The organism is Pseudonocardia acidicola (genome assembly GCF_012911935.1).
GTDB lineage: Bacteria > Actinomycetota > Actinomycetes > Mycobacteriales > Pseudonocardiaceae > Pseudonocardia > Pseudonocardia acidicola.
Map to the genome: position 1 here is coordinate 25,589 of NZ_JAAXLA010000042.1, position 23,414 is coordinate 49,002.

Annotated in this window: 24 protein-coding genes; 7 read left to right on the plus strand and 17 right to left on the minus strand. The window is 73.2% G+C overall.

What is annotated here, in order from left to right; translation table 11 throughout:
* Nucleotides 1-253: 253 nt before the first annotated feature.
* The 7 genes from HF526_RS21015 to HF526_RS21045 form a co-directional block, all read right to left on the minus strand.
* Entirely contained in the window at nucleotides 254-415 is a 162-nt protein-coding gene (locus tag HF526_RS21015) for a hypothetical protein (RefSeq protein WP_169383258.1), read from the minus strand.
* An 89-nt stretch (nucleotides 416-504) separates the two neighbouring features.
* Nucleotides 505-1,275, minus strand: coding sequence for an FCD domain-containing protein (locus HF526_RS21020; RefSeq protein WP_169383259.1), 771 nt, complete (start codon nucleotides 1,273-1,275; stop codon nucleotides 505-507).
* Between the two features lie 83 nt (nucleotides 1,276-1,358).
* A complete protein-coding gene (locus HF526_RS37015) occupies nucleotides 1,359-1,571 on the minus strand; it encodes a hypothetical protein (protein WP_169383260.1) in 213 nt (70 codons plus the stop codon).
* A 7-nt stretch (nucleotides 1,572-1,578) separates the two neighbouring features.
* A complete protein-coding gene (locus HF526_RS21030; RefSeq protein WP_169383261.1) occupies nucleotides 1,579-2,058 on the minus strand; it encodes a Rieske (2Fe-2S) protein in 480 nt (159 codons plus the stop codon).
* Nucleotides 2,055-3,185: an amidohydrolase family protein gene (locus HF526_RS21035; protein WP_169383262.1), complete on the minus strand. Its 1,131-nt coding sequence runs from the start codon at nucleotides 3,183-3,185 to the stop codon at nucleotides 2,055-2,057. Before HF526_RS21035 ends, HF526_RS21030 begins: the two co-directional genes overlap by 4 nt.
* Nucleotides 3,182-4,264, minus strand: coding sequence for an amidohydrolase family protein (locus HF526_RS21040; RefSeq protein ID WP_169383263.1), 1,083 nt, complete (start codon nucleotides 4,262-4,264; stop codon nucleotides 3,182-3,184). Before HF526_RS21040 ends, HF526_RS21035 begins: the two co-directional genes overlap by 4 nt.
* Nucleotides 4,265-4,401: 137 nt before the next feature.
* On the minus strand, nucleotides 4,402-4,995 hold the full coding sequence (locus tag HF526_RS21045) for a TetR/AcrR family transcriptional regulator (RefSeq protein ID WP_211177568.1): 594 nt from the start codon (nucleotides 4,993-4,995) through the stop codon (nucleotides 4,402-4,404).
* A 108-nt stretch (nucleotides 4,996-5,103) separates the two neighbouring features.
* On the opposite strand from HF526_RS21045, the gene HF526_RS21050 reads away from it, so the two are divergent.
* The 3 genes from HF526_RS21050 (at nucleotide 5,104) to HF526_RS21060 (ending at nucleotide 8,767) form a co-directional block, all read left to right on the plus strand.
* Nucleotides 5,104-6,567 carry a cytochrome P450 gene (locus tag HF526_RS21050; RefSeq protein ID WP_169383264.1) on the plus strand — a complete coding sequence of 488 codons (1,464 nt, stop codon included), beginning with the start codon at nucleotides 5,104-5,106 and terminating at the stop codon, nucleotides 6,565-6,567.
* Between the two features lie 31 nt (nucleotides 6,568-6,598).
* On the plus strand, nucleotides 6,599-7,474 hold the full coding sequence (locus tag HF526_RS21055) for a tryptophan 2,3-dioxygenase family protein (RefSeq protein ID WP_169383265.1): 876 nt from the start codon (nucleotides 6,599-6,601) through the stop codon (nucleotides 7,472-7,474).
* A 132-nt stretch (nucleotides 7,475-7,606) separates the two neighbouring features.
* Nucleotides 7,607-8,767, plus strand: coding sequence for a hypothetical protein (locus HF526_RS21060; RefSeq protein ID WP_211177569.1), 1,161 nt, complete (start codon nucleotides 7,607-7,609; stop codon nucleotides 8,765-8,767).
* 20 nt (nucleotides 8,768-8,787) lie between these two features.
* Here the strand turns inward: HF526_RS21060 and HF526_RS21065 are convergent, their stop codons facing one another.
* Nucleotides 8,788-9,966, minus strand: a complete 1,179-nt coding sequence (locus HF526_RS21065; RefSeq protein ID WP_169383266.1) for a glycosyltransferase — start codon at nucleotides 9,964-9,966, stop codon at nucleotides 8,788-8,790.
* A 51-nt stretch (nucleotides 9,967-10,017) separates the two neighbouring features.
* On the opposite strand from HF526_RS21065, the gene HF526_RS21070 reads away from it, so the two are divergent.
* The 4 genes from HF526_RS21070 (at nucleotide 10,018) to HF526_RS21085 (ending at nucleotide 14,822) form a co-directional block, all read left to right on the plus strand.
* Nucleotides 10,018-11,004 carry a Gfo/Idh/MocA family protein gene (locus HF526_RS21070; RefSeq protein ID WP_211177570.1) on the plus strand — a complete coding sequence of 329 codons (987 nt, stop codon included), beginning with the start codon at nucleotides 10,018-10,020 and terminating at the stop codon, nucleotides 11,002-11,004.
* Nucleotides 10,998-12,119, plus strand: coding sequence for a zinc-dependent alcohol dehydrogenase (locus HF526_RS21075; RefSeq protein ID WP_211177571.1), 1,122 nt, complete (start codon nucleotides 10,998-11,000; stop codon nucleotides 12,117-12,119). The genes HF526_RS21070 and HF526_RS21075 overlap by 7 nt, the downstream gene beginning before the upstream one ends.
* Nucleotides 12,120-12,246: 127 nt before the next feature.
* A complete protein-coding gene (locus tag HF526_RS21080) occupies nucleotides 12,247-13,164 on the plus strand; it encodes a SigB/SigF/SigG family RNA polymerase sigma factor (protein WP_169383267.1) in 918 nt (305 codons plus the stop codon).
* An 11-nt stretch (nucleotides 13,165-13,175) separates the two neighbouring features.
* Nucleotides 13,176-14,822, plus strand: coding sequence for an MFS transporter (locus HF526_RS21085; RefSeq protein WP_169383268.1), 1,647 nt, complete (start codon nucleotides 13,176-13,178; stop codon nucleotides 14,820-14,822).
* Here the strand turns inward: HF526_RS21085 and HF526_RS21090 are convergent.
* From HF526_RS21090 to HF526_RS21130, 9 genes are read right to left on the minus strand one after another with little or no spacing between them, the layout of a single operon-like run.
* Nucleotides 14,813-15,796 (minus strand): AraC family transcriptional regulator, encoded by a 984-nt coding sequence (locus HF526_RS21090; RefSeq protein WP_169383269.1) that lies wholly within the window; start codon nucleotides 15,794-15,796, stop codon nucleotides 14,813-14,815. The genes HF526_RS21085 and HF526_RS21090 overlap by 10 nt on opposite strands.
* Nucleotides 15,797-15,844: 48 nt before the next feature.
* A complete protein-coding gene (locus HF526_RS21095) occupies nucleotides 15,845-16,294 on the minus strand; it encodes a DUF1931 family protein (RefSeq protein WP_169383270.1) in 450 nt (149 codons plus the stop codon).
* Nucleotides 16,295-16,322: 28 nt separating this feature from the next.
* Nucleotides 16,323-18,035 (minus strand): FAD-dependent oxidoreductase, encoded by a 1,713-nt coding sequence (locus HF526_RS21100; RefSeq protein ID WP_169383271.1) that lies wholly within the window; start codon nucleotides 18,033-18,035, stop codon nucleotides 16,323-16,325.
* Nucleotides 18,036-18,072: 37 nt separating this feature from the next.
* The gene (locus tag HF526_RS21105; RefSeq protein WP_338051635.1) at nucleotides 18,073-18,357 is read right to left on the minus strand and encodes a UBP-type zinc finger domain-containing protein; all 285 of its coding nucleotides are present in this window, start codon (nucleotides 18,355-18,357) and stop codon (nucleotides 18,073-18,075) included.
* Complete coding sequence (locus HF526_RS21110; RefSeq protein ID WP_169383272.1) at nucleotides 18,354-18,794, minus strand: hypothetical protein; 441 nt, start codon at nucleotides 18,792-18,794, stop codon at nucleotides 18,354-18,356. The genes HF526_RS21105 and HF526_RS21110 overlap by 4 nt, the downstream gene beginning before the upstream one ends.
* Complete coding sequence (trxA, locus tag HF526_RS21115) at nucleotides 18,791-19,333, minus strand: thioredoxin (RefSeq protein ID WP_169383273.1); 543 nt, start codon at nucleotides 19,331-19,333, stop codon at nucleotides 18,791-18,793. Before trxA ends, HF526_RS21110 begins: the two co-directional genes overlap by 4 nt.
* Nucleotides 19,330-21,960, minus strand: a complete 2,631-nt coding sequence (clpB, locus tag HF526_RS21120) for an ATP-dependent chaperone ClpB (RefSeq protein WP_169383274.1) — start codon at nucleotides 21,958-21,960, stop codon at nucleotides 19,330-19,332. Before clpB ends, trxA begins: the two co-directional genes overlap by 4 nt.
* Complete coding sequence (locus HF526_RS21125; protein ID WP_169383275.1) at nucleotides 21,951-22,304, minus strand: chaperone modulator CbpM; 354 nt, start codon at nucleotides 22,302-22,304, stop codon at nucleotides 21,951-21,953. Before HF526_RS21125 ends, clpB begins: the two co-directional genes overlap by 10 nt.
* Nucleotides 22,305-22,318: 14 nt before the next feature.
* The gene (locus HF526_RS21130; protein ID WP_169383276.1) at nucleotides 22,319-23,407 is read right to left on the minus strand and encodes a DnaJ C-terminal domain-containing protein; all 1,089 of its coding nucleotides are present in this window, start codon (nucleotides 23,405-23,407) and stop codon (nucleotides 22,319-22,321) included.
* Nucleotides 23,408-23,414: the final 7 nt, after the last annotated feature.

Genomic DNA, 23,414 nt, shown 5'->3' on the forward strand with positions numbered 1-23,414 from the left:
GCGGCCGCATTCGCGGTTCCTCGTCTCTCCCCCTGGAATGCGCCCAGCGCGTCCATTGATTCGGTAAACGCTGAGGACTTTCTCAGCATCACCCGGCCCGTGAACGTTGTCGTCCGGCCGCGGCATGACATCTCGCTCCGGCAACGACATCAGAAGCAACTCGTGCAGGGGTATGACGCGGCCAGGAAAGCGGACGCGTCGGTGATGCCGCCGTCATCGAATGCGGTACGGCGTGACGGGACCCGCGGGTGTGCTATCTCAGCGGGGCCCTCCCGCGACGCCGGATGGCACCGACGACTCCGGTCGCGATGAACAGCACGACGCCGATGACCGCGAGCCAGAACAGCGTCTTGATCGCGAATCCGAGCACGATCATCAGGACCCAGATCACCAGCAGTGCCAGGAGCAGTCCCATCGCGCGACCGCCTCTCCTCGTCCGGGCGCCGGGTCGGCCAGGGTGGGCCCGGCACGGGACCGGCCGGTCGGCCGCGCCCGATCCGAACGCTACGCCGCGCCGGGCCCGTCGGACGGAGCTGCGGCGCTGTGCCCCGCAACGTCCGGTTCGGCGCCCACCACGGCCGGGAAGGCAGGGGCCGGGGCGAGGTCGAGCGCCGACCCGGCGTGCACCACGTGCTCCCGGGCCAGCGCCTCCGCGCGCCGGTGATCACCCGCCTCGACGGCGCTGAGGATGCCGGCGTGCTCGGCGCGCTCGACGCTGCCGAACGGGCGCGCACCCCCGGTCCACACCTCGGCCACCTGCAGCGCCAGCGCGATCAGGTCCTGCATCTGGTCGAGCTGGGCGGTGACGAGCTCGTTGTCGGCCCGCGAGTACAGCTCGCGGTGGAAGCGGCGGTTGGCGAGGTTGAGCCCCACCTGGTCGTCGGCCGCGGCCATGGCCTCCGCCTCGGCCAGCGCCTCCCGCGCGTGCCGCGCGGCCCCCGCGGCGTCCCGCTGCGTCGCCCGCCCGACGGCCCACGGTTCGAGCAACAGCCGCAGCTCGTAGATCTTGCGCACCTCGGGTGCACAAAGCGTGCGGACCACGGCCCCGGCGTGCCGGGACATCACGATCAGCCCCGACGACGTCAACGCGATCAGCGCCTCGCGCACCGGAGTCTTCGACACGCCCAGCATGGTGGCCAACTGGCGCTCCACCAGCGTCTGGCCGGGACGCAGCCGACCGGACAGGATGGCGGCGCGCAGCGACTCGGCAACGAGGTCCGAACGCGTCGTGACCTTGCCCAGCGTCAGCGCGACGTCGCCGGTCTGCGTCGTCACCGCGATGCCCGCCCCTCGATCCACCCCGCGGCCGCCGGTGCGACGGCCCGCGGCGGCCAGGATAGCGACGGGTGGGCCGGCGCTCAGCTCGCCGGCTCCGGCAGGCCGCGCACCGTGCTGTACCTCGCCCACAGCCCGACCGCGCCCACAGCGCACAGCGCACAGCACGAGGGTGGTCCACCAGCGGTTCGGGTGGCCCGCCGCCATCCGGCGGCCGGCGACGTGGCCGACTCGCGCAGCCCACCGAGCAGGACCGGGGTGTAGCCCGAGACGTGGGCGGAGAACGAGGGGCCCACCCGGGGATCACATCTCGATGATCACGTACTCCCCGGTCGCCCGGACGACGTACGTCTCGGCCGTGTAGGGGCCCGGTTGCAGACCGGCGCCGACCAGGTCGGGAGCCAGGTCGGCACCGTCGGCGAGCAGTTCCGCGCCGCTGGCCACGCGGGCGTCGTAGCGGCGGACCCGGACCTTCTGCGGGTCGAACCACGACCGGCCGGTGCGGATGTCGAACTCCCACTGGTGCCACGGGCAGCGCAGGAACTCCCCGCGCCGGATGTAGTCGTAGTGGCCGGGCCCGTCGGAACGCACGAACCCGGAACGGACGCCCTCGCACAGCGGACCGCCGGCGTGCGGGCAGGCGTTGCGCACCGCGAAGTACTCCCCGCCGATGTTGAACACCCCGATCGAGCGCCCGTCGACCTCGACGATCTTGCTGCCGCCCGCGGGGATCTCGCCGACCTCGGCCACCACGACGTGGCGCCGCGCCGCCGGGGCCGTCATGTGCCGAGGGCGTAGCAGTCGAGGGCGTTGCCCCGCATGATCCGCGTGTGCACATCGGGCGGGAGCTTCGTCTGGAACGCGCGCTGCGGGTGATCGAAGTCCCAGTGCGGGTAGTCGGTGGAGAACATCAGGATGTCCCGGCCGATCTCGTCGATGAGGTCGAGCAGGTCGGCGGGGCGCTCCGGCTCCTCGATCGGCTGGGTGGTGATCCGCACCCGGTCGCGCAGGTACTCCGAGGGCAGTCGCTGCAGGTCGGGGACCTCGGCGCCCAGCCGGTGGTAGAGGTGGTCCAGCCGCCACATCAGCGGCGGCACCCAGGCGAAGCCGCCCTCGATCAGCACGACCGTGAGCTGCGGGAACCGGTCGAACACGCCCTCCAGGATCAGGCTGGTGACCTGGGCCTGGAAGGCCACCGACATCGAGGTGTGGTCCTCGATGTAGAACGACGGCCAGCCCGCGGACGTGATCGGGGCGCCGGTCGTCGAGGCGAAGTGGATCCCGACCGGCAGCCCGCACTCCTGCGCCGCCTCGTAGATCGGCCAGTACCGGCGTCTGCCCAGCGGGGCCAGGGTCCGCGGGAACAGCAGCACCTGCACGAACCCCGGGTGCCCGGCGGCGCGGCGGATCTCCGCCGCGGCCGGTTCCGGAGACTCGAACGTCACCGTGATCGACGCGCGCAGCCGGGCGTCCTGTTCGAGCCAGTGCTCGACCTGCCACTCGTTCACCGCCCGGGCCAGCGCCGCGCCGTACTCCTCGTGGCGCTGCTCCGCGGCCCGGTAGAGGCAGTTGAGGATCGCGCGGTCGATCCCGAAACGGTCCAGCAACTGCTCGCGCATGAAGGGCAGGTCCGAACCGGGCAGCGCTCCCGAGGGCGGCCAGGCATCGGCCCGTGACCCGCCGCCGGGGCCGACCTTCGGGTAGACGAATCCGTTCTCGTAGGGCGAGAACGTGCGCGACCCGACGTGGTCCATGTGGTCGCGCCACCGGGCCGGCAGGTAGGGCCGCAGCGCGGCGTCGTTCGGGACGGCGTTGTGCACGTCGCAGTCGATGATGCCGAGCGCGGGGCGGGGCCGCCCGTGGGCGGCCTCACGCGCCGCCGCGGCGGGGTCGGTCAGCAGATCCGTCATGCCGGTGCCCTCTCCTGGATCTTCGGGTAGGCGGCCAGGGCGTTGTCGCGCAACACCTTCCGCCGCTCGTCGGCGGAGAGGAACCGCAGCAGCGCCTGCTCGGGGTCGCGGTGGTGCCAGTGCGGGTGGTCGCTGGCGAACAGCAGCATGTCCACCGACCCGATCTGGGCCAGGAAGCGTGGCAGGAAGCGCTGCGCCTGCTCGGGGGCGTCGGGGCCGTCGAAGGGCTGGGTGCTCAGCCGCACGTGCCGGCGCATCACCGCGGACGGCGGGTCCGTGACCCACGGGATCTCCCGGCGCAGGCCCTTCCAGTTCTTGTCCAGCCGCCACATCAGCGACGGCAGCCACGTCACGCCGCTCTCCAGCAGCACGACGGTGAGCTCTGCGAACTTCGCGAAGACGCCCTCGCAGACCAGGCTGGTGAGCTGGCTCTGGACGGCGAGCGAGGAGCCCGCGTACTCCTCGAGGTAGGTCGACGGCCAGCCCACCGGCAGCGGCGCGTTCGCGCCCGTGGCGCCGGGGTGGATACCGACCGGCAGGCCCGCCGCCGCGGCCGCGGCGTAGATCGGCCAGTACCCGCGGGTGCCCAGCGGGGCCTGCGACCCGGCGAGCAGCAGCACCTGGACGAACCCGGGATGCCCGGCGAGCCGCTCGATCTCCGCGGCCGCCCGCTGCGGATTCTGCGGAGCGAGCACGATGGACGCGCGCCACCGCGGGTCGGCAGCGAGCCAGCGCTGCGCCTGCCAGTCGTTGACCGCACTCGCCATCGCGGCGGCCCAGTCCTCGTTGCGGATGGATTGCACCGCGTAGAGGCAGTTGAGGATCGCGACATCGGTGCCGGTGCCGAGGACCTGGCCGGCGACGACGTCGGGGTCGGATGCGGCCGGGCCGCCGCCCGCCCGGCTCTCCGGTGTCGCCGACAGCGCGACCTTCGACGGGTAGGACGCCGGGGCCAGGCTGGTGACGCCGTGCTCGACGCAGTAGTCACGCCAGCGTTCGGGCAGGTACGGGAACAGCTCCGCGATGTCGGCGACGGCGTTGTGCACGTCGCAGTCGATAGCGCCGATGGCTGGATTCACGCGCCGCTCCCGCCCGGTCCCCGGTGACCGTCCGCCGATCTCGGTATCTTGATATACCAGCAGCTAGGCCCGGCAGCAACAGAGCCAACAACGCGTTGTGGAGACGTAACGCGCCTGCGAGCGCGGGGCGGGCGGCGTCAGGCGCGGGTGAGGTAGCGCTCGACCACGGTGGCGATCTGCTCGGCCACCCGTTCGGCGGGGTGCAGCGGCAGCACGATGTGGCTGATCGTCAGCCGGGTGGCGACCTCGGCGGCGACGGCGACCTCGTCCGGGTCGAGGTCCGGCCAGCGGCGCAGCAGGTAGCCGGCGGCCCGGTCGCGGGCGGCCTGCACCACCGGCTCGCTCTCGGTGGTGATCAGCGGCAGCAACCCGTCGCCGCCCTCGCCGTCGTCGCCGGTGAGCAGCGACTTGAGCAGCGGGTCCTCCGAGGTGGCGGTGATCGCGGTACGGACCGCGGCGACCCACGCGGCGTGCAGGCCGTCCTCGCCGGCGAGCGCCTGCTCGACCTCGTCGAGGAAGCGCCCGGTCGAGCGCAGCACCAGCGCCGACGCGAGTCCCTGCTTGCCCGCGAACTCGTTGTAGAGCGTCTGCCGGCTGATCCCGAGCCGGACGGCGAGGTCGCGCATGTGGAAGCCGCGGAACCCGCGGTCGACGAGCAGTTCCTCGGCCGCGTCGAGCGCCTCGTCGCGCATCAGGGCACGCGCCCGCTCCGCCATCGATCGCGCCACCATCTCGATACCGTGGACCATAGTGCCGAACAAGTCAAGTCTCTGGACATTGTGACGTCATATGTCTAGCGTCGAGCCGTCCCACGCTGAAGTGTCGAAATCGGAGGCGCCATGTCCACGGCAGAGCGAGTGGTCCGTTCCGCCCGCGAGCGGTTCTCGTCGGTGCTGCTGCTCCCGGTGCCGCAGCGGGTGGACGACGCGCTGCTGCGGCCCCCGACCGGTCCCGGCGAGCCGCTCGCGCCCCCACCGACCGGATCGGGTCTGCTGCCCGTGCCCGGCGACAACGGCCTGCCGTTGCTCGGCCACACCCCGCGCTACATCCGGTACGGCTCCGACTTCACCCGGCGCCGATTCGACCGCTTCGGGCCCGTGTCGTGGATGGGCGTGCCGGGCGGCAAGGTGGCCGTCGTCGCCGGTCCGCAGGCGACGCGCGAGGTACTGACGAACGCCGACAAGGCGTTCTCCCAGGAGGCCTGGCGGTTCATGGTGGACCGCTTCTTCCATCGCGGCCTGATGCTGCTCGACTTCGACGAGCACAAGGCCCACCGGCGGATCATGCAGGAGGCGTTCACGTCCAGCCGGATCGCGCGCTACGTCGACGAGACCGTGCCCGTCGTCCGCGAGATCGTGCCGCGCTGGGACACCGACCGGGCGGTCCGGCTCTATCCCGCGCTCAAGCGGCTCACCCTCGACGTCGCCACCCGGGTGTTCATGGACGGCCGCAGCGGCCCGGAGGCCGACCGGATCAACACCGCGTTCGTCAACTGCGTGCGGGCCGCCAACGCGTTCGTCCGCTGGCCGGTCCCCGGCAGCCGTTGGAGCAAGGGTCTGGCCGGCCGGGCGGTCCTCGAACAGTGGTTCCACGACAACCTGCCGGCCAAGCGCGCCGGCAACGGCGACGACCTGTTCTCCGCGCTCTGCCAGGCCGTCACACCCGACGGCGAGCGGTTCTCCGACGCCGACATCGTCAACCACATGATCTTCCTGATGATGGCGGCGCACGACACCTCGACCACCACCGCCGCGGCCGCGGCCTACCACATGGCCCGCAACCCGCAGTGGCAGGAACGGGCCCGCGCGGAGTCGCTCGCCCTCGGCGACGCGCCGCCCGACGTCGCGGCGCTGCGCGGCCTGCGCACCCTCGAACTGGTGATCAAGGAGGCACTGCGGATCAACGCCCCGGTGCCGGTCGTGATGCGCACCGCGGTCCGCGACACCGCGGTCGCCGGGCACTACCTGCCCGCGGGGACCCGGATCATCGTCGCGCAGGCCGTCAACCACTTCGACCGTGGATGCTGGACCGACCCGGACCGGTTCGACCCGGAGCGCTTCGCCGAGGACCGCCGCGAGGACCGGTCGGATCGCGACGCGTGGGTGCCGTTCGGCGGTGGCGTGCACAAGTGCATCGGCCTGCACTTCGGCACGCTCGAGGTGACCGCGATCCTGCACGAGATGCTGCGGACCTACCGCTGGAGCGTCGAGCCCGGCTACCGGCTGCGCTGGGACAACACCTCGCTGCCGGTGCCGGTGGGCGGCATCCCGGTCCGGTTCACGCCGCTGACGCCGGCGGGCTGATCCGGGCCGCTCGCTCCGGTACGGTCGCCCCGTGGCGGACGGCGAGGCCCCGCGCCCGATCGAGGAGGGCACGGCCCGGGACTCCCGCGTCGAGAAGTCCTACGGCGACTACCTGCACCTCGACGAACTGCTGGCGGCCCAGCACCCGGTCAGCAGGCCCGAGCACCACGACGAGCTGCTGTTCATCGTGCAGCACCAGACCTCCGAGCTGTGGCTCAAACTGGTGCTGCACGAGCTCGCGGCCGTGCGCGAGCAGCTGGCCGCCGACGACCTGCGCCCGGCCCTCAAGGGCCTGGCCCGGGTCAAGCACATCCAGCGCACGCTGACCGAGCAGTGGTCGGTGCTGGCCACCCTGACGCCGTCGGAGTACGCCGAGTTCCGCAGCTTCCTCGGCACCTCCTCGGGCTTCCAGTCCTTTCAGTACCGCGCCGTCGAGTTCGCCCTCGGCAACAAGGACCCGGCGATGCTGGAGCTGTTCGCGCACGACTCGGCGGCCCGCGCCGTGCTGGAGACCGAGCTGGCCCGGCCGAGCGTGTACGACGAGTTCCTGCGCTACCTCGCCCGGCACGGCCACACCGTTGCGCGCGAGGTGCTGGAGCGCGACGTCACCCGCCGCCACGAGTTCACCCCGAGCCTGCTTCCCGTGCTGCAGCGGATCTACAACCACGCCCACGACCACTGGGAGGCCTACGAGGCCTGCGAGGAGCTCGTGGACCTCGAGGAGAACTTCCAGTTCTGGCGCTTCCGCCACCTCAAGACGGTGGAGCGCACGATCGGGGTCCGTCGCGGGACCGGCGGCTCCAGCGGGGTGGCGTTCCTGCGGGCCGCACTCGACATCAGCTTCTTCCCCGAGCTGTACGCGGTGCGCGCCGAGATCGGGCGCCGGCAACCCTCGGACCGGCCATGACCCGGTGAACCCGGCCCGGCGGGCCCAGCGCGCCGGCCGGCCTTCGCGCTGGGAGGTCCTCCCCGGCCGGCCGCCTCGCCGCGATCATCCGTGCCGAACCCGCGGATCGGCTGCGGTGGGAGGGAGCACGCCATGAGGCCGGCGCGGGCCCCTCGGGGACCCTCTCGGGACGAGACCGCGGCCGGCCCGGTCACGCGGACGGTGGTCGTCGGCCTGCTGGCGGTGCCGCCCGACCACCCCGCGGCCCTCGCCGAACTGTTGACCCGGGACCTGGCCGGCCTGCTCGCCGAGCGCGTCGACGACCGGGTGCGGTGGGACATCCGTACCGGATGGGGCGATCAGGTGCCCGCGCCCGGCGCGGGACTGGAGGGCCTGCTGACCCTGGCCGACGAGTGCCGGGTGCGGGAGGGCTGGGACCTGGTGATCTGCCTGACCGACCTGCCGCTCTACATCGGCCGCACTCCCCTGGTCGCCCACGCCTCGGCGGCCCGCCGGAGCGGGTTGGTGTGCCTGCCGGCACTCGGGGTCGGCCAGCGGCGGTCGGCCCGGCGCACGATCGCGGCACTGGTGGAGTGGCTCAGCGCCCTCGGGCCCGAGTCGGAGCGCCCGGCCGGCACCCCGCCGCCGCGCCTGGTGGAGGCCGTCCGGATGATCCGCCGCGCGATCGCCGGGCACACCGACGGCGAGATCGGGTTCATCGCGGGCCGCTGGGTCGGACGGCCGCGGCTGCTCATCGGGATGGTGCGCGCGAACCGCCCCAGCCGGGCGATCCTCGGGCTGTCCAAGCTGCTCGTCGCCGCGCTCGGTACGGCCGCGCTGGCGCTGACCACCGAGACCATCTGGCAGATGGGGGATGCTTCCAGCGGCGGGCGGCTGGCGCTGCTGATGATGACCGCGCTGGTCGCCCTGGTCGGCTACCTGATCATCGGGCACGAGCTGTGGGAATGGCCCTCGGAGACGCTGCCGCGTTCGCACGCCCGGCTGTTCAACCTGTGCACCACGATCACGCTCGCCATCGCGGTGTGCGTGTCCTACGTCGGGCTGTTCATCGCCACCTTCGCCGCCGCGGAGCTGCTCATCGCGCCGTCGATGCTGCAGGGGTCGCTGCACCACCCGGTCGGCCACGCCGACTACGCGGCGCTCGCCTGGATCGTCAGCACGCTGGCCACGGCGGGCGGGGCGGTCGGGTCCGGACTCGAGAACGAGCAGGCGGTGCGGGCCGCGGCCTACGGGTTCCACCCGGACCCCAGGGAGCTGCACGCGCGCTCGCGGCGGGCCCGGCGGCGCTGCTGAACGCCTCCTGCGCGGTGCCGTCAGCCCGGCACCGCGCGCAGCAGGTCCACCCGGCGCCCGCTGCGGGCGAGCACCCGCTCGTAGAGGCGCAGGTAGTGATCGGCCATCCGGGCCGGGGTGAACCGCCGAGCGGCCTCCCGGCAGCAGTCCAGCGGCTGCAGCTCGGCGGCCCGCCCGGCCGCGGCGGCCAACGCGTTCTCGTCGCCCGGATCGACGAGCAGCCCGGTCCGGCCGTGCTCGACCAACTCGGGCAGGCAGCCGCGGCGGAAGCCCACCACCGGGGTGCCCAGCGACAGCGACTCGACGACGGCGGTACCGCCGGGCTCCTCCCAGCTGATCGGGAACAGCGACGCCGCGGCCGACCCGACGAGCTCGTCACGCTCGGCGCCGCACGCGGTCCCGACCCAGCGCACCCGCCGGCCGTCCACCAGCGGCGCCACCTCGTCGCGCCAGTACCGGATGTCGGGGTTCGCGTCCTCCGGCGGCGCCATGGTCAGCTGTTCGGCGGTGTGGAACGGCCCGACCGGTCCGGCCAGCACCAGATCGCGGCCGGTGCGGTGGGCCAGCCGGGCGGCCACGTGCTGGCCCTTGTTGGCGGTGATCCGGCCGAGCACGACCAGGTGCCCCCGCTTGCGGTGCTGCGGGCGGCGGTCGGCGTGCACGGCCAGCGGGGTGGCCAGGTGCACGTGCCCGACGCTGAGCCGGCGCAACGCCCGGGGAGCGGTGGCCAGCTGGGCGAAGGAGACCCCGTTGACCCACAGCCCACCGCCGCCGTCGAAGCTGCCGTACAGGTCCGGGTGCTTGGCCAGGTCCCAGTGCAGTGTGTGCAGCACCGGCGGGGCGTCCGGGCCGAGCGCGGCCAGCACGGTCGGGCCGAACGCCTCCTGGTGGTCGTGCACCAGATCGATGCCGGCACCGCCCTCGCGGCGCACCTCGCGGACCACCCGGTGCAGATGCGCGGCCGCGACACCCATCGCCCGGTTGTACGGGCGCTGCAACATGGCGAACTGGCCATCGGGGAACACCGCGATCCGCTCGTCCACCGGCAGCGTGCTGCTCTCGACGGTGGCCAGCAGCACCCGGATGCCCCGCAGACGCAGTTCGGGCACGAGCGCGGCCACCACGTTCTCGATTCCCCCGTAGCCTGCAGGCGGAACCGAGAGCCACGGTCCGGCGTTGACCAGAACTGTCATCGTCATGGCTGCACCAGGTCCCCGTTTCGGAGGTCCTCAATCCTGGTACCGCACGACGTGCTCGCACCACCCCGAGGCGCCTCGACCAGGTGCCGGATCGGCTTCGTCGGAACGGGTGGGGTCGCGACCCGGCACGCCGGGATCCTCGCCGGTTTCGACGACGCCGAGCTCGTCGCGGCCACCGACGCCGACCCGGCCCGGGCCGCGGCGTTCGGCCGGACGCACGGGGTCGCTGCGGAGCCCGACGTGGAGGCACTGCTCGCCCACGACCTCGACGCCGTGTACGTGTGCGTGCCACCGTTCGCGCACGGACCGGTGGAGGAACGGCTGGCCACGGCGGGGGTCGCACTGTTCGTGGAGAAGCCGCCGGCTCGCGACGAGGCGACCGCGGAGCGGATCGCCGCGCGGCTCGCGGCCACCGGCACGCTGGCCCGGGTCGGCCTCCACTGGCGTCTCGCCGAGCCGGTGCGCTGGGCCCGGGGCCTGCTGGCCGGGCGGACGGTGCGGCTGGTGCAGGCTCGCTGGCTGGACCGGGTGCCACCGGTGCCGTGGTGGATCCACCCGGAGCGGTCCGGTGGCCAGCTGGTGGAGCAGGTCGTGCACGTGCTGGACCTGGCCCGGGTGCTGGCCGGGGAGGTGGCGCAGGTGCATGCGTTCAGCGGCGGCCCACTGCCCGGCGCGAGGGTGGACGCCGCGTCCGCCGCCGTGCTGCGGTTCACCGGCGGGGCGGTCGGCACCCTGGCGGCGACGTGCGCGCTGGGCTGGAAGGACGGTGCGGGCCTGGACCTGGTCACCGACGACCTCGTGCTCAGCGTCGCCGAGAACGGCCTGGAGGCCCGGGACGCGGCCGGCACCCACCGGTGGAACGTCGACCCGGCCGTCGCGCGCCGGGCCGCCGACCGGGTGTTCGTCGACGCGGTGCACGGCGCCGCTCCCCCACCGGAGGCGGACCTGCCCGACTACCCCGAGGCGCTGCGCAGCCACCGGGTCGCGTGCGCGCTGGCCCGGTCGGCGGCATCCCGGCAGCCGGAGCCGGTGTGCTGAGCGCGCCGGCGGTCACCGACCGGGCGCTGGTGGTCGACGGACCCGGCCGCGCCACCGTGCGCGAGGTACCCCGCGCACCCGGCCCGGTCACCGTGCAGACCCTGGTCAGCGGGCTGTCTGCGGGAACCGAGCTGGCGTTCTACACCGGCACCCATCCCGCGCTGCACACCCGTTTCGACCCCGAGCTGGGACTGTTCCGCCGGGACGCCCCCGCCACCGGCTACCCGGTGACCCGGCTGGGCTACATGGAGGTCGGCCGGGTGGGCGCAGGCGCGGTACCCGGACTGCCGCCGGGGACACCGGTCGCGATGACCTACGGGCACCGCGCCGGCTACGCGGCCGATCCGCTGCGCGACCGGATCGTCGCGCTGCCTGCGGAGCTGGACCCGTTGCTCGGCATCTACGTCGCACACATGGGACCGATCTGCGCCAACGGCCTGCTGCACGCCGCCGCCGAGGAGTGCGGAACCGATGTCCGCTCGCTCGGCGACGGCGTCCGCGGGCGCCGGGTCGCCGTCGTCGGCGGCGGCGTGGTCGGGTTGCTCAGCGGGCTGTTCGCCCGCCGGCACGGCGCCGCGGAGGTGGTCGTGCTCGACCCCACCCCGGCGCGGCGGGCCGCCGCGGAGGGGCTCGGGCTCGAGGGGCTGGACCCGGACGCGACCGATCCGGCGGTGCTGCTCAAGACCCGGTGGCGGCACGGCCCCGGCGACCGCGGCGCCGACGTGGTGCTGCAGTGCCGCGGTCGGGTCGCCGCGCTGGCGTGCGCGCTGCGGCTGTGCCGGCCCCAGGGCACCGTCGTCGATCTCGCGTTCTACACCTCTGGAGGCCCCGAGGACGCCGCCACACTGCGGCTCGGCGAGGAGTTCCACCACAACGGGCTGGGCGTGCGGTGCGCCCAGATCGGCCGGGTGCCCCGCGGCACCGCGCAGCACTGGGGCCGGGAGCGGCTCTGCGCGGAGACCCTCGACCTGCTCGAGGCCGAGGGCGCCGCCGTGCTCGAGCACCTGGTCACCGACGTGGTGCCGCTGGCCGAGGGCCCGTCGCTGCTGGCCGACCTGGCCGCCCGGCGCCGGCACGTGATCCAGGCCGTCTTCACCTTCGCGGCCGGGGCCTGAACCCCCGGCCCGGGGAGGCGAATCGCTTCCTGCAGCTTGGCCCCCCGATGCCGAGGTGCACACCGGGGGCCTGCGGCCAACATCACGTGCCATGGCGGTACACCGCCGAGGAGAGGGGACCTCTCAGATGACCCAGCAACGCCTCTGCGCACCACCGGAGCTGCGCTCGGACGCAACGGCCCAGAGTCGGACCAGCGAGCCGGACCGGGAACCCGGCCGCTGCATACCCGAGCGTCCAGGCCCGGCGCGTACCGGGCCACCGGCGTCCCGTCGGCGTACCGACGGCTACGCGCACCTCGCGCCCCTGTTCGCCGAGATGGCCGCGTTGCCCGAGGGAGACCCGCGCCGCACGGCGCTGCGCGAGCAGCTCATCACCGGTCACCTGCCGGTGGCCCGGCACGTCGCCCGGCGCTACGCCCACCGCGGCGAGGCGCTGCAGGACCTCGAGCAGGTCGCGACGCTCGGGCTGATCCAGGCGGTGGACCGGTTCGAGCCCGATCGCGGTCCGGACTTCCTGTCGTTCGCCGTGCCGACCATCAGCGGCGAGGTGCTCCGCTACTTCCGGGACCGGGCCTGGGTGATCCGGGTCCCCCGCCGGCTCAAGGACCTGCAGGTCGCCATCTACGGCGTCGTCGGGCCGATGGGCCAGGAGCTCGGACGGTCACCACGACCGCGGGAGATCGCAGCCCGGCTCGGCATCGACGTCGAGGACGTCGTCGACGGGCTGCAGGTGCACCACGCCTACCACTGCTTCTCCCTCGACGAGCCGGCCGGGACCGAGCCCGGGGCCAGCGGGGTGACGCGGTTCGGCGCGGCGCTGGGCCGGCCTGATCCGGGGGTGGCGCTGGTGGAGAACCGGCAGGCGCTCGGCCCGCTGCTGGAGGCCCTGCCCGACCGGGAGCGCACCATCGTGCTGCTGCGGTTCTTCGGAGAGATGACCCAGACCCAGATCGCCCGCGAGATCGGGATCTCGCAGATGCACGTGTCCCGGCTGCTGACCGCCACCCTGACCCGGTTGCGTCGGGCGCTGACCGCCGGCACCTGAGCCGGCCGGGCATGGCGTCGGGTTCCGCCACCGCCGACCTCCCGGGCCCACGGCGGGCCGTTCCGCCCGCCTGGGCTCCGCTGCGCCGCCGGGTGTTCCGCGCCCTGTGGATCGCCCAGTTCGTGGGCAACCTCGGCACCTGGGCGCAGCTGGTCGGCGCGCAGTGGCTGATGGGCGACCTGGGTGGCGACGGGCTCGCCGTCGCCCTGGTCCAGACCGCGGTGACATTGCCGGTCTTCCTGCTCGTGGTCCCGGCGGGCGCGCTGGGGGACATGTTCGACCGGCGCCGGTTGCTGCTGTGCGGCCAGCTGCTGATGACCCTGGGGGCGGGCGCGCTCGCCGCGCTGACCGCCGCGGGGAGGATGACGCCGGCGCTGTTACTGGGGCTCATCGCGGTGATGGGCATCGGGCAGGCCCTCTCGGTGCCGTCCTTCCAGGCCATCCAGCCCGAACTCGTCGGGCCGGACGAGGTGCCGGCGGCCGCGCTGCTCAACGGGGCGAACGCCAACGTCGGCCGGGCGATCGGGCCCGCGATCGGCGGCGTGCTGATCTCCACGATCGGCCCGGAGGCGACGTTCGCCCTCAACGCGGTCTCGTTCCTGGGCGTGCTGCTGGTGCTGGCGTTGTGGCGGCGCGAGGCCGATCCCCGCCCGCTCGGCCACGAACGGCTGGTGCGCGCGGTCCGGGCCGGCGCCCGCTACGTGCGCAGCTCGCCGCTGTTCGCGACCGTGCTGGTGCGGTCGGCGATGTTCATGCTGTTCGCGAGCGCGCTGTGGGCGTTGCTGCCCGTGGTGGCCCGCGGCCCGCTCCGGCTCGATGCCGGTGGCTACGGGCTGCTGCTCGGCGGTGTGGGCGTGGGCGCGATCCTCGGCGCGTTCGTGGTGCCGGTCGTCCGGGCCCGCGCCGGCACCGAGCTCGTGGTCGGCGGGGGCGCCCTGGTGTACGCGGCCGCGATGCTGGTCGCCGGTGTGGTCCGGTCCGTGCCGGTGGTCGCCGGCGCGCTGATGGTGACCGGCCTGGCCTGGGTGGCCGTGCTCTCGACGCTCAACGCGTCCGCCCAGGTGGTGCTGCCCGGCTGGACCCGGGCCCGGGCGCTGGCGTACTTCCAGCTCGCCTACATGGGCGGGCAGGCGCTGGGCGGCGTGCTGTGGGGTGCGATCGCGCAGCTGGCCGGGCCCGGGGCGGCGCTGACCGTCGCGGGGATCGGGCTGGCGCTGAGCGTGCCCGTGGCCTGGCGCCGGCTGTCGCTGCACGATCAGTCCCCCGACGTCACCGCGGTGCGGCACCTGCCGGAGCCGCCGCCCGTCCCCCGGATCGACACCGGCCCGGTGCTGGTCACCGTGGAGTGGCGGGTGCCCCCGGAGAACGTCGCGGACTTCCTGGTCGCGATGCGCCCGGTGGGCCGGGCGCGGCGGCGTACCGGGGCGAAGCTGTGGGGGTTGTTCCGGGATCTGGAGGACCCGGGGTGCTTCCTGGAGGTGTTCACGGTGGCGGACTGGCCCGAGCACCTGCGCCAGCACCTGGAGCGCGGCACGGCGATGGATCGCGACGCCGAGGCGTGGGCCCGCCGGCTGGTCGCCCCGGGCACCGAGCCCCGGGTCCGGCACCTGGTCTGGGCGTACGCGACCGAGTGGTCGGCCGTGCCTGCTCAGGCGTAGGCCGGGCCGCGCAGGGTCTGTGCGGGCGGCAGCCCGTACCGCTTGCCGTACGCGTCGACGAACCGCGCCGGGTTCGGGAACCCCCACTGGTACGCTGTGCCGACCACGGTGGTCTCCCCCGGCGCGTACTGCTGCAGCTCCAGGTGGGCCCGCCCGAGCCGGACCCGCTGAAGGTAGTGCGTGGGCCGCACGCCCAGGTGACGCAGCCAGCCCTGCTGCAGCGCGCGCACGCTGAGCCCCTCGTCGTGCGCCAGGTCGGCGACGGTGAACGGGATCTCGGGGAAGGCCTCGATGAGATCGACGGTGCGCCGGACCGGCCCGGGCGCCCAGGTGTGCATCGGCGCCTCGAGCTCCTCCCGGTACGGGTGGTCGATGGTCTGCAGCAGGCTCACCAGCAGCGACTCCTGCAGCGGTTCGGCGATCGTCGGGTTGTCCATCAGCCCGCCGCCCGGCGGGGCCCCGTCCAGGACCAATCGCACGAGCCCGGCCCACACCCGGCCGGCGGCCGTCTCCAGGTCCATCGTGGGGGCCAGCTGCAGCGGGCGTTGCACGGAGTGCCCCAGCTGGTCCTCCAGCGTGTCCTCGAGAACGCCGGCGTCGATCCGGACGACGAGGAAGTCGTAGTCGGAGTCGGTGATGATGTCGATGCCGCCGACGGGCTGGAACGCGGCGGCCTGCCCGGGGGCAACCTCCATCTCGCGGCCGCGGTGACCGGCCTGCATGGCGCCCTGCAACGGCAGGCTGACGGCGTAGCCGGTGTCGTCGTCGGCGGGCAGGCCGACCCGGGTCTCGTCGGTGTACCAGATCTCCTCGACGCTCAGCGGGCCGCGCGAGATGCCGTAGGCGTCGTAGGAGAACTCCGGCGTCGGGCGGTGCAGCAGGTCCAATGAGGTGACGACGTCGCCTTCCCGGCTCACCGACTCGGCGACGTCCGGGTCGAACTCACTGAACGCGAAATACTGGGGATCAGCCATCGCGAGCTCACAACTGGTCGGAACGGACAGGGGCGCCCGGGCCCCGGGCTAGAGGAGCAGCCGGAACAGCTGGAACGCGCGGTCCCAGTGCTCGGTGGACGGGTTCGCCAACGTGGGATCGATCAACCGGAACGAGCGGGCCAGCGCGATGCTGATCCCGCCGAAGACCTCCGGAAGCATGTTCTCGGTGTCCTCGGAGAACGTCACGTCGTCAGGGGGTCGCCGGCTCAGCTGGCGCAGCAGGGCGCGGATGTCCTCGGCCTCCTCGACCTTGTCGAACTCGCGCATCCGTTCCTGCAGGCCCTTGGTGATCGGCAGGTCCTGCGGCTCGATCACGTCCCGGCCGTTCGACGTGGCCGAGATCCGACCGGCGATCGCGAGGTCGTCGATCTTCTCGTCGACGAAGTCGTGGTAGCGCGCCAGGTCACCCTTGTCGATGTCGACGCTGCCCACCGAGCGGAAGAACCGCTCGAACTGGGACGTGCCCGGGACCTTCATCGGTGTCGCCTCCGAACCTCGAACCGCCTCACCGCGCCGACGCCAGGTACTCGTGCACCAGGCGCACGGCCATCGAGCCTTCGCCGACGGCCGAGGCGACGCGTTTGATGGAACCGCTGCGCACGTCACCGGCCGCGAACACGCCCGGCGCGCTGGTCTCCAGCGGCAGTGGTTGCCGGCGCGGTTCGTCGGCGACCCCCGCGGTCGCCCGGATCGCGTCGGCGCCGGTGAGGATGTACCCGCCCGAGTCCACGGCTACCGTGCCCTGCAGCCAGTTGGTGCACGGGTCGGCACCGATGAACACCATCAGCTCGCGCGCGGGCAGCGTGCGGCGCTCGTGGGTGTCGGTGTCCTCGACGACGACGGCCTCCAGCATCTCGTTCTCGCCCTCGAGCTCCCGGACCTCGTGGTGCACCAGCACCTCGATGCGCGGGTCGCGCTCGATCCGGTCGGCGAGGTAGCGCGACATGTACTCGTCCAGGCTGTGCTCCCGGACGACCAACCGGACCTCGGCGGCGTGGTCGGCGAGGAACAACGCGGCCTGCCCGGCGGAGTTCCCGCCACCGACGACGACCACCGGGTCACCGACGCACATCTGCGCCTCGACCGGCGTCGCGGCGTAGTAGACGCTCGTCTCCTCGAACTCCTCGAGCCTGGGCACCGGCAGCCTGCGGAAGCTCACCCCGGTCGCCACGATGACCGTGCGGGCGGCGACCCCGTCACCGTCGGCCAGCCGCAGCACGTACTGCCCGTCGGCGCGCTCCAACCCGACGACCGGCGCCGGCACGGTCAACCGCGCGCCGAACTTCTCGGCCTGGATGATCGCGCGCTCGGTCAGCTCGCCACCGGAGATCCCGGCCGGGAAGCCCAGGTAGTTCTCGATGCGCGAGGTCCGCGCGGCCTGCCCGCCGGTGGCCACCGCGTCGAGCAGCGCGGTGTCCAGCCCCTCCGACGCGCCGTACACCGCGGCGGCGAGGCCCGCCGGGCCGCCCCCCACCACGACCAGGTCGCAGATCTCCGGCTTCGAGGCGTCGTCGCGCAGCCCCATCAGGGCGGCCAGCTCGGCGTTGCCGGGGTTGCGCAGCACACGGTCCCGCCAGATCACGACGGGCGTCTCGTCCGGGCTGATGCCCAGGTGCTGCAACATCGCCTCGGCCGACGGGTCGGACTCGAGGTCGATGAACCGGTGCGGCAGCCGGTTGCGCGCGGCGAACTCGCGCAACCGGCGGCTGTCCGCGGAGAACCGGGAACCGACGATGCGGAAGCCCATGCCCTCGCCGAGCGCCAGGCCCCGGCGGATCAGGTAGGCGCGCAACAGCAGGTCACCGAGCGCGGGATCGGTGAGCGCGAGTTGCCGGATCCGCTCGGCCGGGACGGCGAGCACCTCCCCCGGCTCGGCGGCGACCGTGGTGAAGAACGCCGGCTGCCCGGTGAACAGGCCGATCTCGCCGAGGAAGCGCCCCGGCCCGTGCACCCTGACGACCCGCGCGTCGGACGTGCCGTAGCACTCCACGACCGCCGCCCGGCCGCCGAGCACGACGTAGAAGGTTCGCTCCGGCTCGCCCTCGGCGATGAGCACCTCGCCCCGCTGGGTCGGCCGGCGTTCGCCCAGCGCCGAGAGCGTCCGGATCTGGCCCTCGTCGAGCCGGGGGAACGCGCCGTACAGGTCGGGGGTCTCCTCCGTCGGGACCGAGGCCAGCAGGGCGTCCATCCCGGCGGCACTCGCGCTGGTCCCGGTCATGACCTCGCCTCCACGGGAAGGAGCACGTCTGCAGGAGTCATACGAACACCTCGTCCACGTAGCACCACCGCCAGTCCTCACCGGGCTCGAACGACTGCACGATCGGGTGCCCGACGACGCCGGCGTGCGCCCGCGCGTGCCGCATCGGTGAGGAGTCACAGCACCCCACGTGCCCACAGGTCAGGCACAGTCGCAGGTGGACCCAGGGGGACCCGATCCGCAGGCACTCCTCGCAGCCCTCGGGCGTCCGCGGCGCGACGTCCCGGATCCAGCCGAGGTGCGGATCCGGGAAGGGCTCGCCGATCGGGACTCCGGCCGTCACGCGGCGCCCGTCGCGCCGGGTCCGTCGCTGCCCCCGAGCACGAGGGCCGCGCCCATCCCGACCAGCCAGGCGTCCTTGGCCAGCGGGATGCCCTCCTGGGTCGGGAACGGCGTGCCCGGGCGGCGCATCCCCGGTGTCTTGAAGTAGAGCCCGAGCAGGCCGGCACCGAAGCCCAGCAACCCCAGCCCGGCCACCCCGGCGGGCACGAACGGGGTCAGCAGCATCCCGCCGAGCATCACCTCACCGGCCGACAGCAGCTTCGCGAACTGCTGGGGGTCGAGCTTGTTCAGGAACGGGTAGGTGGCGGACGCCCACGAGTGCAGCTGCTTCGCCGCCTCCCCGTCCGCGCCCCACTTGTTGAGGCCGGAGTCCACGATGTATACGCCGGCGGTGGCTCGCAACGGCCACTGCCAGAGGCGCTCGCTCAGGGTGCTCATGATGACCTGTTCTCCTGTCCGAGGCGGTCGCTGCTGCCGGCGATGCTGCCGTCCGGGCCACTCGCGGCGGTGCTCTGCCCGGTGGCCCCGAGGGCCTCGTCGAGCCAGTTGCGCAGCACGTGCACCGGCGCCGCTCCCGGCTGGCGGGCGATCACCTCGCCGCCGCGCATCACCATCAAGGTGGGTACCGCCCGGATCTCGAACCGGGCCGACAGCCGCGGCGACCGGTCCACATCCACCTTGACGAGCTTGATCTGACCGGCCCGCTCGATGGCGAGCTGTTCGAGCGCGGGGCTGACCATGCGGCACGGGCCGCACCAGGTCGCCCACATGTCGATCACCACCGGCACCGGGGACCGCTCGGCGATCTCGGCGAAGTCGTCGTCGCCGGCGTCGACGATCCAGGGCAGCGGGTTGTGGCAGTTGCCGCACTTCGGGATGCTGTCCGCGGCCGCCGGGACGCGGTTGCGCCGCCCGCAGTGCGGGCAGGTGACCACGCTCTTACGCACCGTGCCGGTGCCGCTGGCACCACTGCTCATGACTGCGCCCCCACCGTCTGTTCGGTGTGCGTGATCACGAGCTCGTCACCCTTGAGCTCGACGCGGAGCGTCGCCCCGTCGGGAACCGCCTCACGTAGCAGCGCCCGGGCGATGCGGGTCTCCACCTCGCGCGCGATGAACCGGCGCAGCGGCCGCGCCCCGTAGACCGGATCGTAGCCCTGCTCGGCGATGAACCGCCGGGCATCGTCGCTCACCTCGAGGGAGATGCGGCGCTCCTCGAGCCGCGAGCGCAGATCGTCGAGCATCAGCTCGACGATGCGTTCGATCTCGGCCGGGGTGAGCGGCTTGAACAGCACCGTGTCGTCGACACGGTTGAGGAACTCTGGCCGGAAATGGCTGCGCAGCTCGGCCAGCACCAGCTCCCGCGCTTCGTCCCGCAGCTGCCCGTCGGGAGTCACACCGTCGATCAGGTACTGCGACCCGATGTTCGAGGTCATGATGATCACGGTGTTGCGGAAGTCGACGGTGCGGCCCTGCGCGTCGGTCAGCCGGCCGTCGTCGAGGACCTGCAGCAGCGTGTTGAACACGTCGGCGTGCGCCTTCTCGATCTCGTCGAACAGCACCACCGAGTAGGGCCGGCGGCGGACCGCCTCGGTGAGCTGGCCGCCCTCCTCGTAGCCGACGTAGCCGGGCGGCGCGCCGACCAACCGCGACACCGTGTGCCGCTCCTGGTACTCGCTCATGTCGATCCGGACCATGTTGTCCTCGGAATCGAACAAGGCCTCGGCCAGCGCCTTCGCCAGCTCGGTCTTCCCGACGCCGGTTGGGCCCAGGAAGATGAACGACCCGGTGGGCCGGCGCGGATCCTTGATCCCGGACCGGGCCCGGATGATCGCGTCGCTGACCGCCTGGACCGCCTCGTCCTGGCCGATCACCCGCTCGTGCAGGATCTCGTCGAGGCGCAGCAGCTTCTCCCGCTCCCCCTCGGTGAGCCGGGAGACCGGGATCCCGGTCCAGGCCGCGACGATCTCCGCGATCTCCTCGGCGGTGACGACCTCGCGCAGCAGCCGGTGCTCACCCTGCTTCTCGGCGAGGCGCTGCTCCTCGGCCTCCAGCTTGCGCTCCAGCTCGGACAGCCGGCCGTAGCGCAGCTCGGCGGCCCGGTTGAGGTCGTAGCGCCGCTCGGCCTCCTCGATATCGCGGCGCACCTGTTCCAGCTCGGCGCGCAGCTCCTGCACCCGCTTGATCGCCTGGCGCTCGGCCTCCCACTGCGCGCGCATCGCATCGGCCTGTGCGCGCAGGTCGGCGAGCTCCTTGCGCAGCTGGTCGAGGCGCGCGACGCTGGCCGGGTCGTCCTCCTTGGCCAGCGCGGCCTCCTCGATCTCCAGCCGCATCACCCGCCGGGTGATCTCGTCCAGCTCGGCGGGCATCGAGTCGATCTCCGTGCGCAGCCGGGCACACGCCTCGTCGACCAGGTCGATCGCCTTGTCCGGCAGGAACCGGTCGGTCAGGTAGCGGTGCGACAGCGTCGCGGCCGCGATCAGGGCGTTGTCCTGGATGCGGACACCGTGGAACACCTCGAGCCGTTCGCGCAGCCCGCGCAGGATCGAGATGGTGTCCTCGACACTGGGCTCGTCCACCATCACCGGCTGGAACCGGCGCTCCAGGGCGGCGTCCTTCTCGATGTGGCGGCGGTACTCGTCGAGGGTGGTCGCCCCGATCATGTGCAGCTCGCCGCGGGCCAGCATCGGCTTGAGCATGTTGCCCGCATCCATCGCGCCCTCGGCGGCGCCCGCGCCGACGACGTTGTGCAGTTCGTCGACGAACAGCAGGATCCGGCCCTCGGCGGCCTTCACCTCCGACAGCACCGCCTGCAGCCGCTCCTCGAACTCGCCGCGGTACTTCGCGCCGGCCACCAGCAGCCCCATGTCCAGGGCGAAGATCGTCCGGTCGCGCAGGCCCTCGGGGACGTCGCCGTTGACGATGCGCTGGGCCAGGCCCTCGACGATCGCGGTCTTGCCGACGCCCGGGTCGCCCACCAGCACCGGGTTGTTCTTGGACTTGCGGCTCAGGATCTGGATCACCCGGCGGATCTCGGCGTCGCGGCCGATCACCGGGTCCAGCCGGCCGGCCCGGGCGGCCTCGACAAGGTCCTGGCCGTACTTGGCCAGCGCCTCGTAGGTCCCCTCCGGGGTGGCCGAGGTGATCCGCTGGTTGCCGCGCACCCTGGTCAGCTCCTGCAGGAACCTGTCCCGGGTGACGCCGTACTGGGCGAGCAGCCGCCCGGCGGCGCTGCGCTGGCCCTCCTCGGCCAGCGCGACCAGCAGGTGCTCGACGGAGACGTACTCGTCCTTCATCCGCCGGGCCTCGCGCTCGGCGGCGTCGAGCACCTGGGCCAGCCGCTGGGTGACCGAGATCTGGCCCGGCTGGGCCGCCGGCCGGGTGGTGCGCGGCTTGCGCGCGAGCTCCGCCTCGAGCGCGGACCGCAGGCCGTCGACGTCGACGCCCATCCCGCTGAGCAGCCGGGGTACCAGGCCGTCGGGCTGTTCCAGCAGCGCGAGCAGCAGGTGCTCGCCGTCCACCTCGGTGTGCCCTGCGCGGATCGCGAGTTGTTGTGCGGCCTGCAAGGCCAGCTGGGACATCTGGGTCAGACGGTTCAGGTCCATGTCACGCTCCGTGCCCGGGCGATGTGGCTGGGGGTGTGGCTGGGGATGTGGCTGGGGATGTGGCGCAGGTCGGTCTCGAGCGACTCGATGCGGTCGAGCAGATCCATCACGAGCCCCAGCGCTGTGTAGTTCAGCGACAGGCCGGCCCGCAGCCGCTGCATGCGGGCCGCCCTGGGCAGCTCGCTGGTCGCGAAGATCAGGTCGCCGCCCGGGCCGCGGGTGGCCTGGACCAGACCGAGCGCGACGAAGCGGCGAAGCAGATCCGGATGCAGGCCGCTACGGCGGGCGAACTCGTCCTGGCTCAGGCCGGTCCGCTGTCGAACGGGCGGATAGTGGACAGTCATCGTTCACTCGCCCTTCATGTCGAGTCGGTGCCGCCGCTCGCGCCGGCGCTGCGCCGGCGCGAACCACCGCGTCTACCGCCGCGCTTCGTGTCGCCGCCCGGCTCCTCCCCGCTGGTGGTGTCGCCGCGGGTGGTCTGCCCGCGCCGGGGATCGAAGGTGGAGGTGGCGGCGAGCTCGGAGAACAGCTCACGCTCGCGATCGGTGGGCCGCGGGGGCACCACGATCTTGATCTCGGCGTACAGGTCGCCGGGGCGGCCGTGCTGGTTGGGCATACCTTCCCCGCGCAGCCGCAACCGGCGCCCGGTCGAGGAACCCGCCGGAACGGTCACCTTCGTCTCGCCGCCGGGGGTGGTGACGGGGACGGTGCCGCCCAGTGCCGCTTCCCACGGCGCCAGCAGCAGGTCGGTCGTGATGTCGCGGCCCTCGACCCGGAACCGCGGGTGCGGGATCAACTTGACGATCAGGTAGAGGTCGCCGGGCGGGCCCCCGCCCAGTCCCCGGCCACCCTCACCGGCCAGCCGGATCCGTTGGCCGTCGGTGACCCCGGCCGGGATGTTGACGGTGTAGTTGCGCGAGCCGCTCGCCGTGTTGAGGGTGACCCCGCGGCGTCCACCGCGGTAGGCCTCCTCGACGGTCAGCGGGAGCTCGGCCTCCTGGTCGGCCCCGGCCACCGGCCCGGTCCGGCCCCGGCGGCCGAACATCCCACCGAGCAGGTCCTCGATGTCGATGCCCTCGAATCCCTCGTAGACGCCACCGCCGGTGTCGCCGAACCCGGCGCCGTAGCCGCCGCTGCGGAACCCGCCGCCGCGGCCGCGGAACCCGCCGCCGAAGCCACCACCGGCCCGCGCACCCGCACCGACGCGTTCCTCCCAGTCGTCCGGGACGTGGCGCCAGTTCTCCCCGAAGCGGTCGTACTTGCGCCGGCTCTCCGGGTCCTCGAGAACGCTGTACGCCTCGTTGATCTCCTTGAACCGCTCCTCGGCCGCGGGGTCCTTGTTGACGTCGGGATGGTTCTCCCGGGCCAGGCGCCGGAAGGCCTGCTGCAGCTCCGCGGCGTCCGCGTCCCGGGAGACCCCGAGCACCTCGTAGTAGTCACGGGCCATCAGTGAT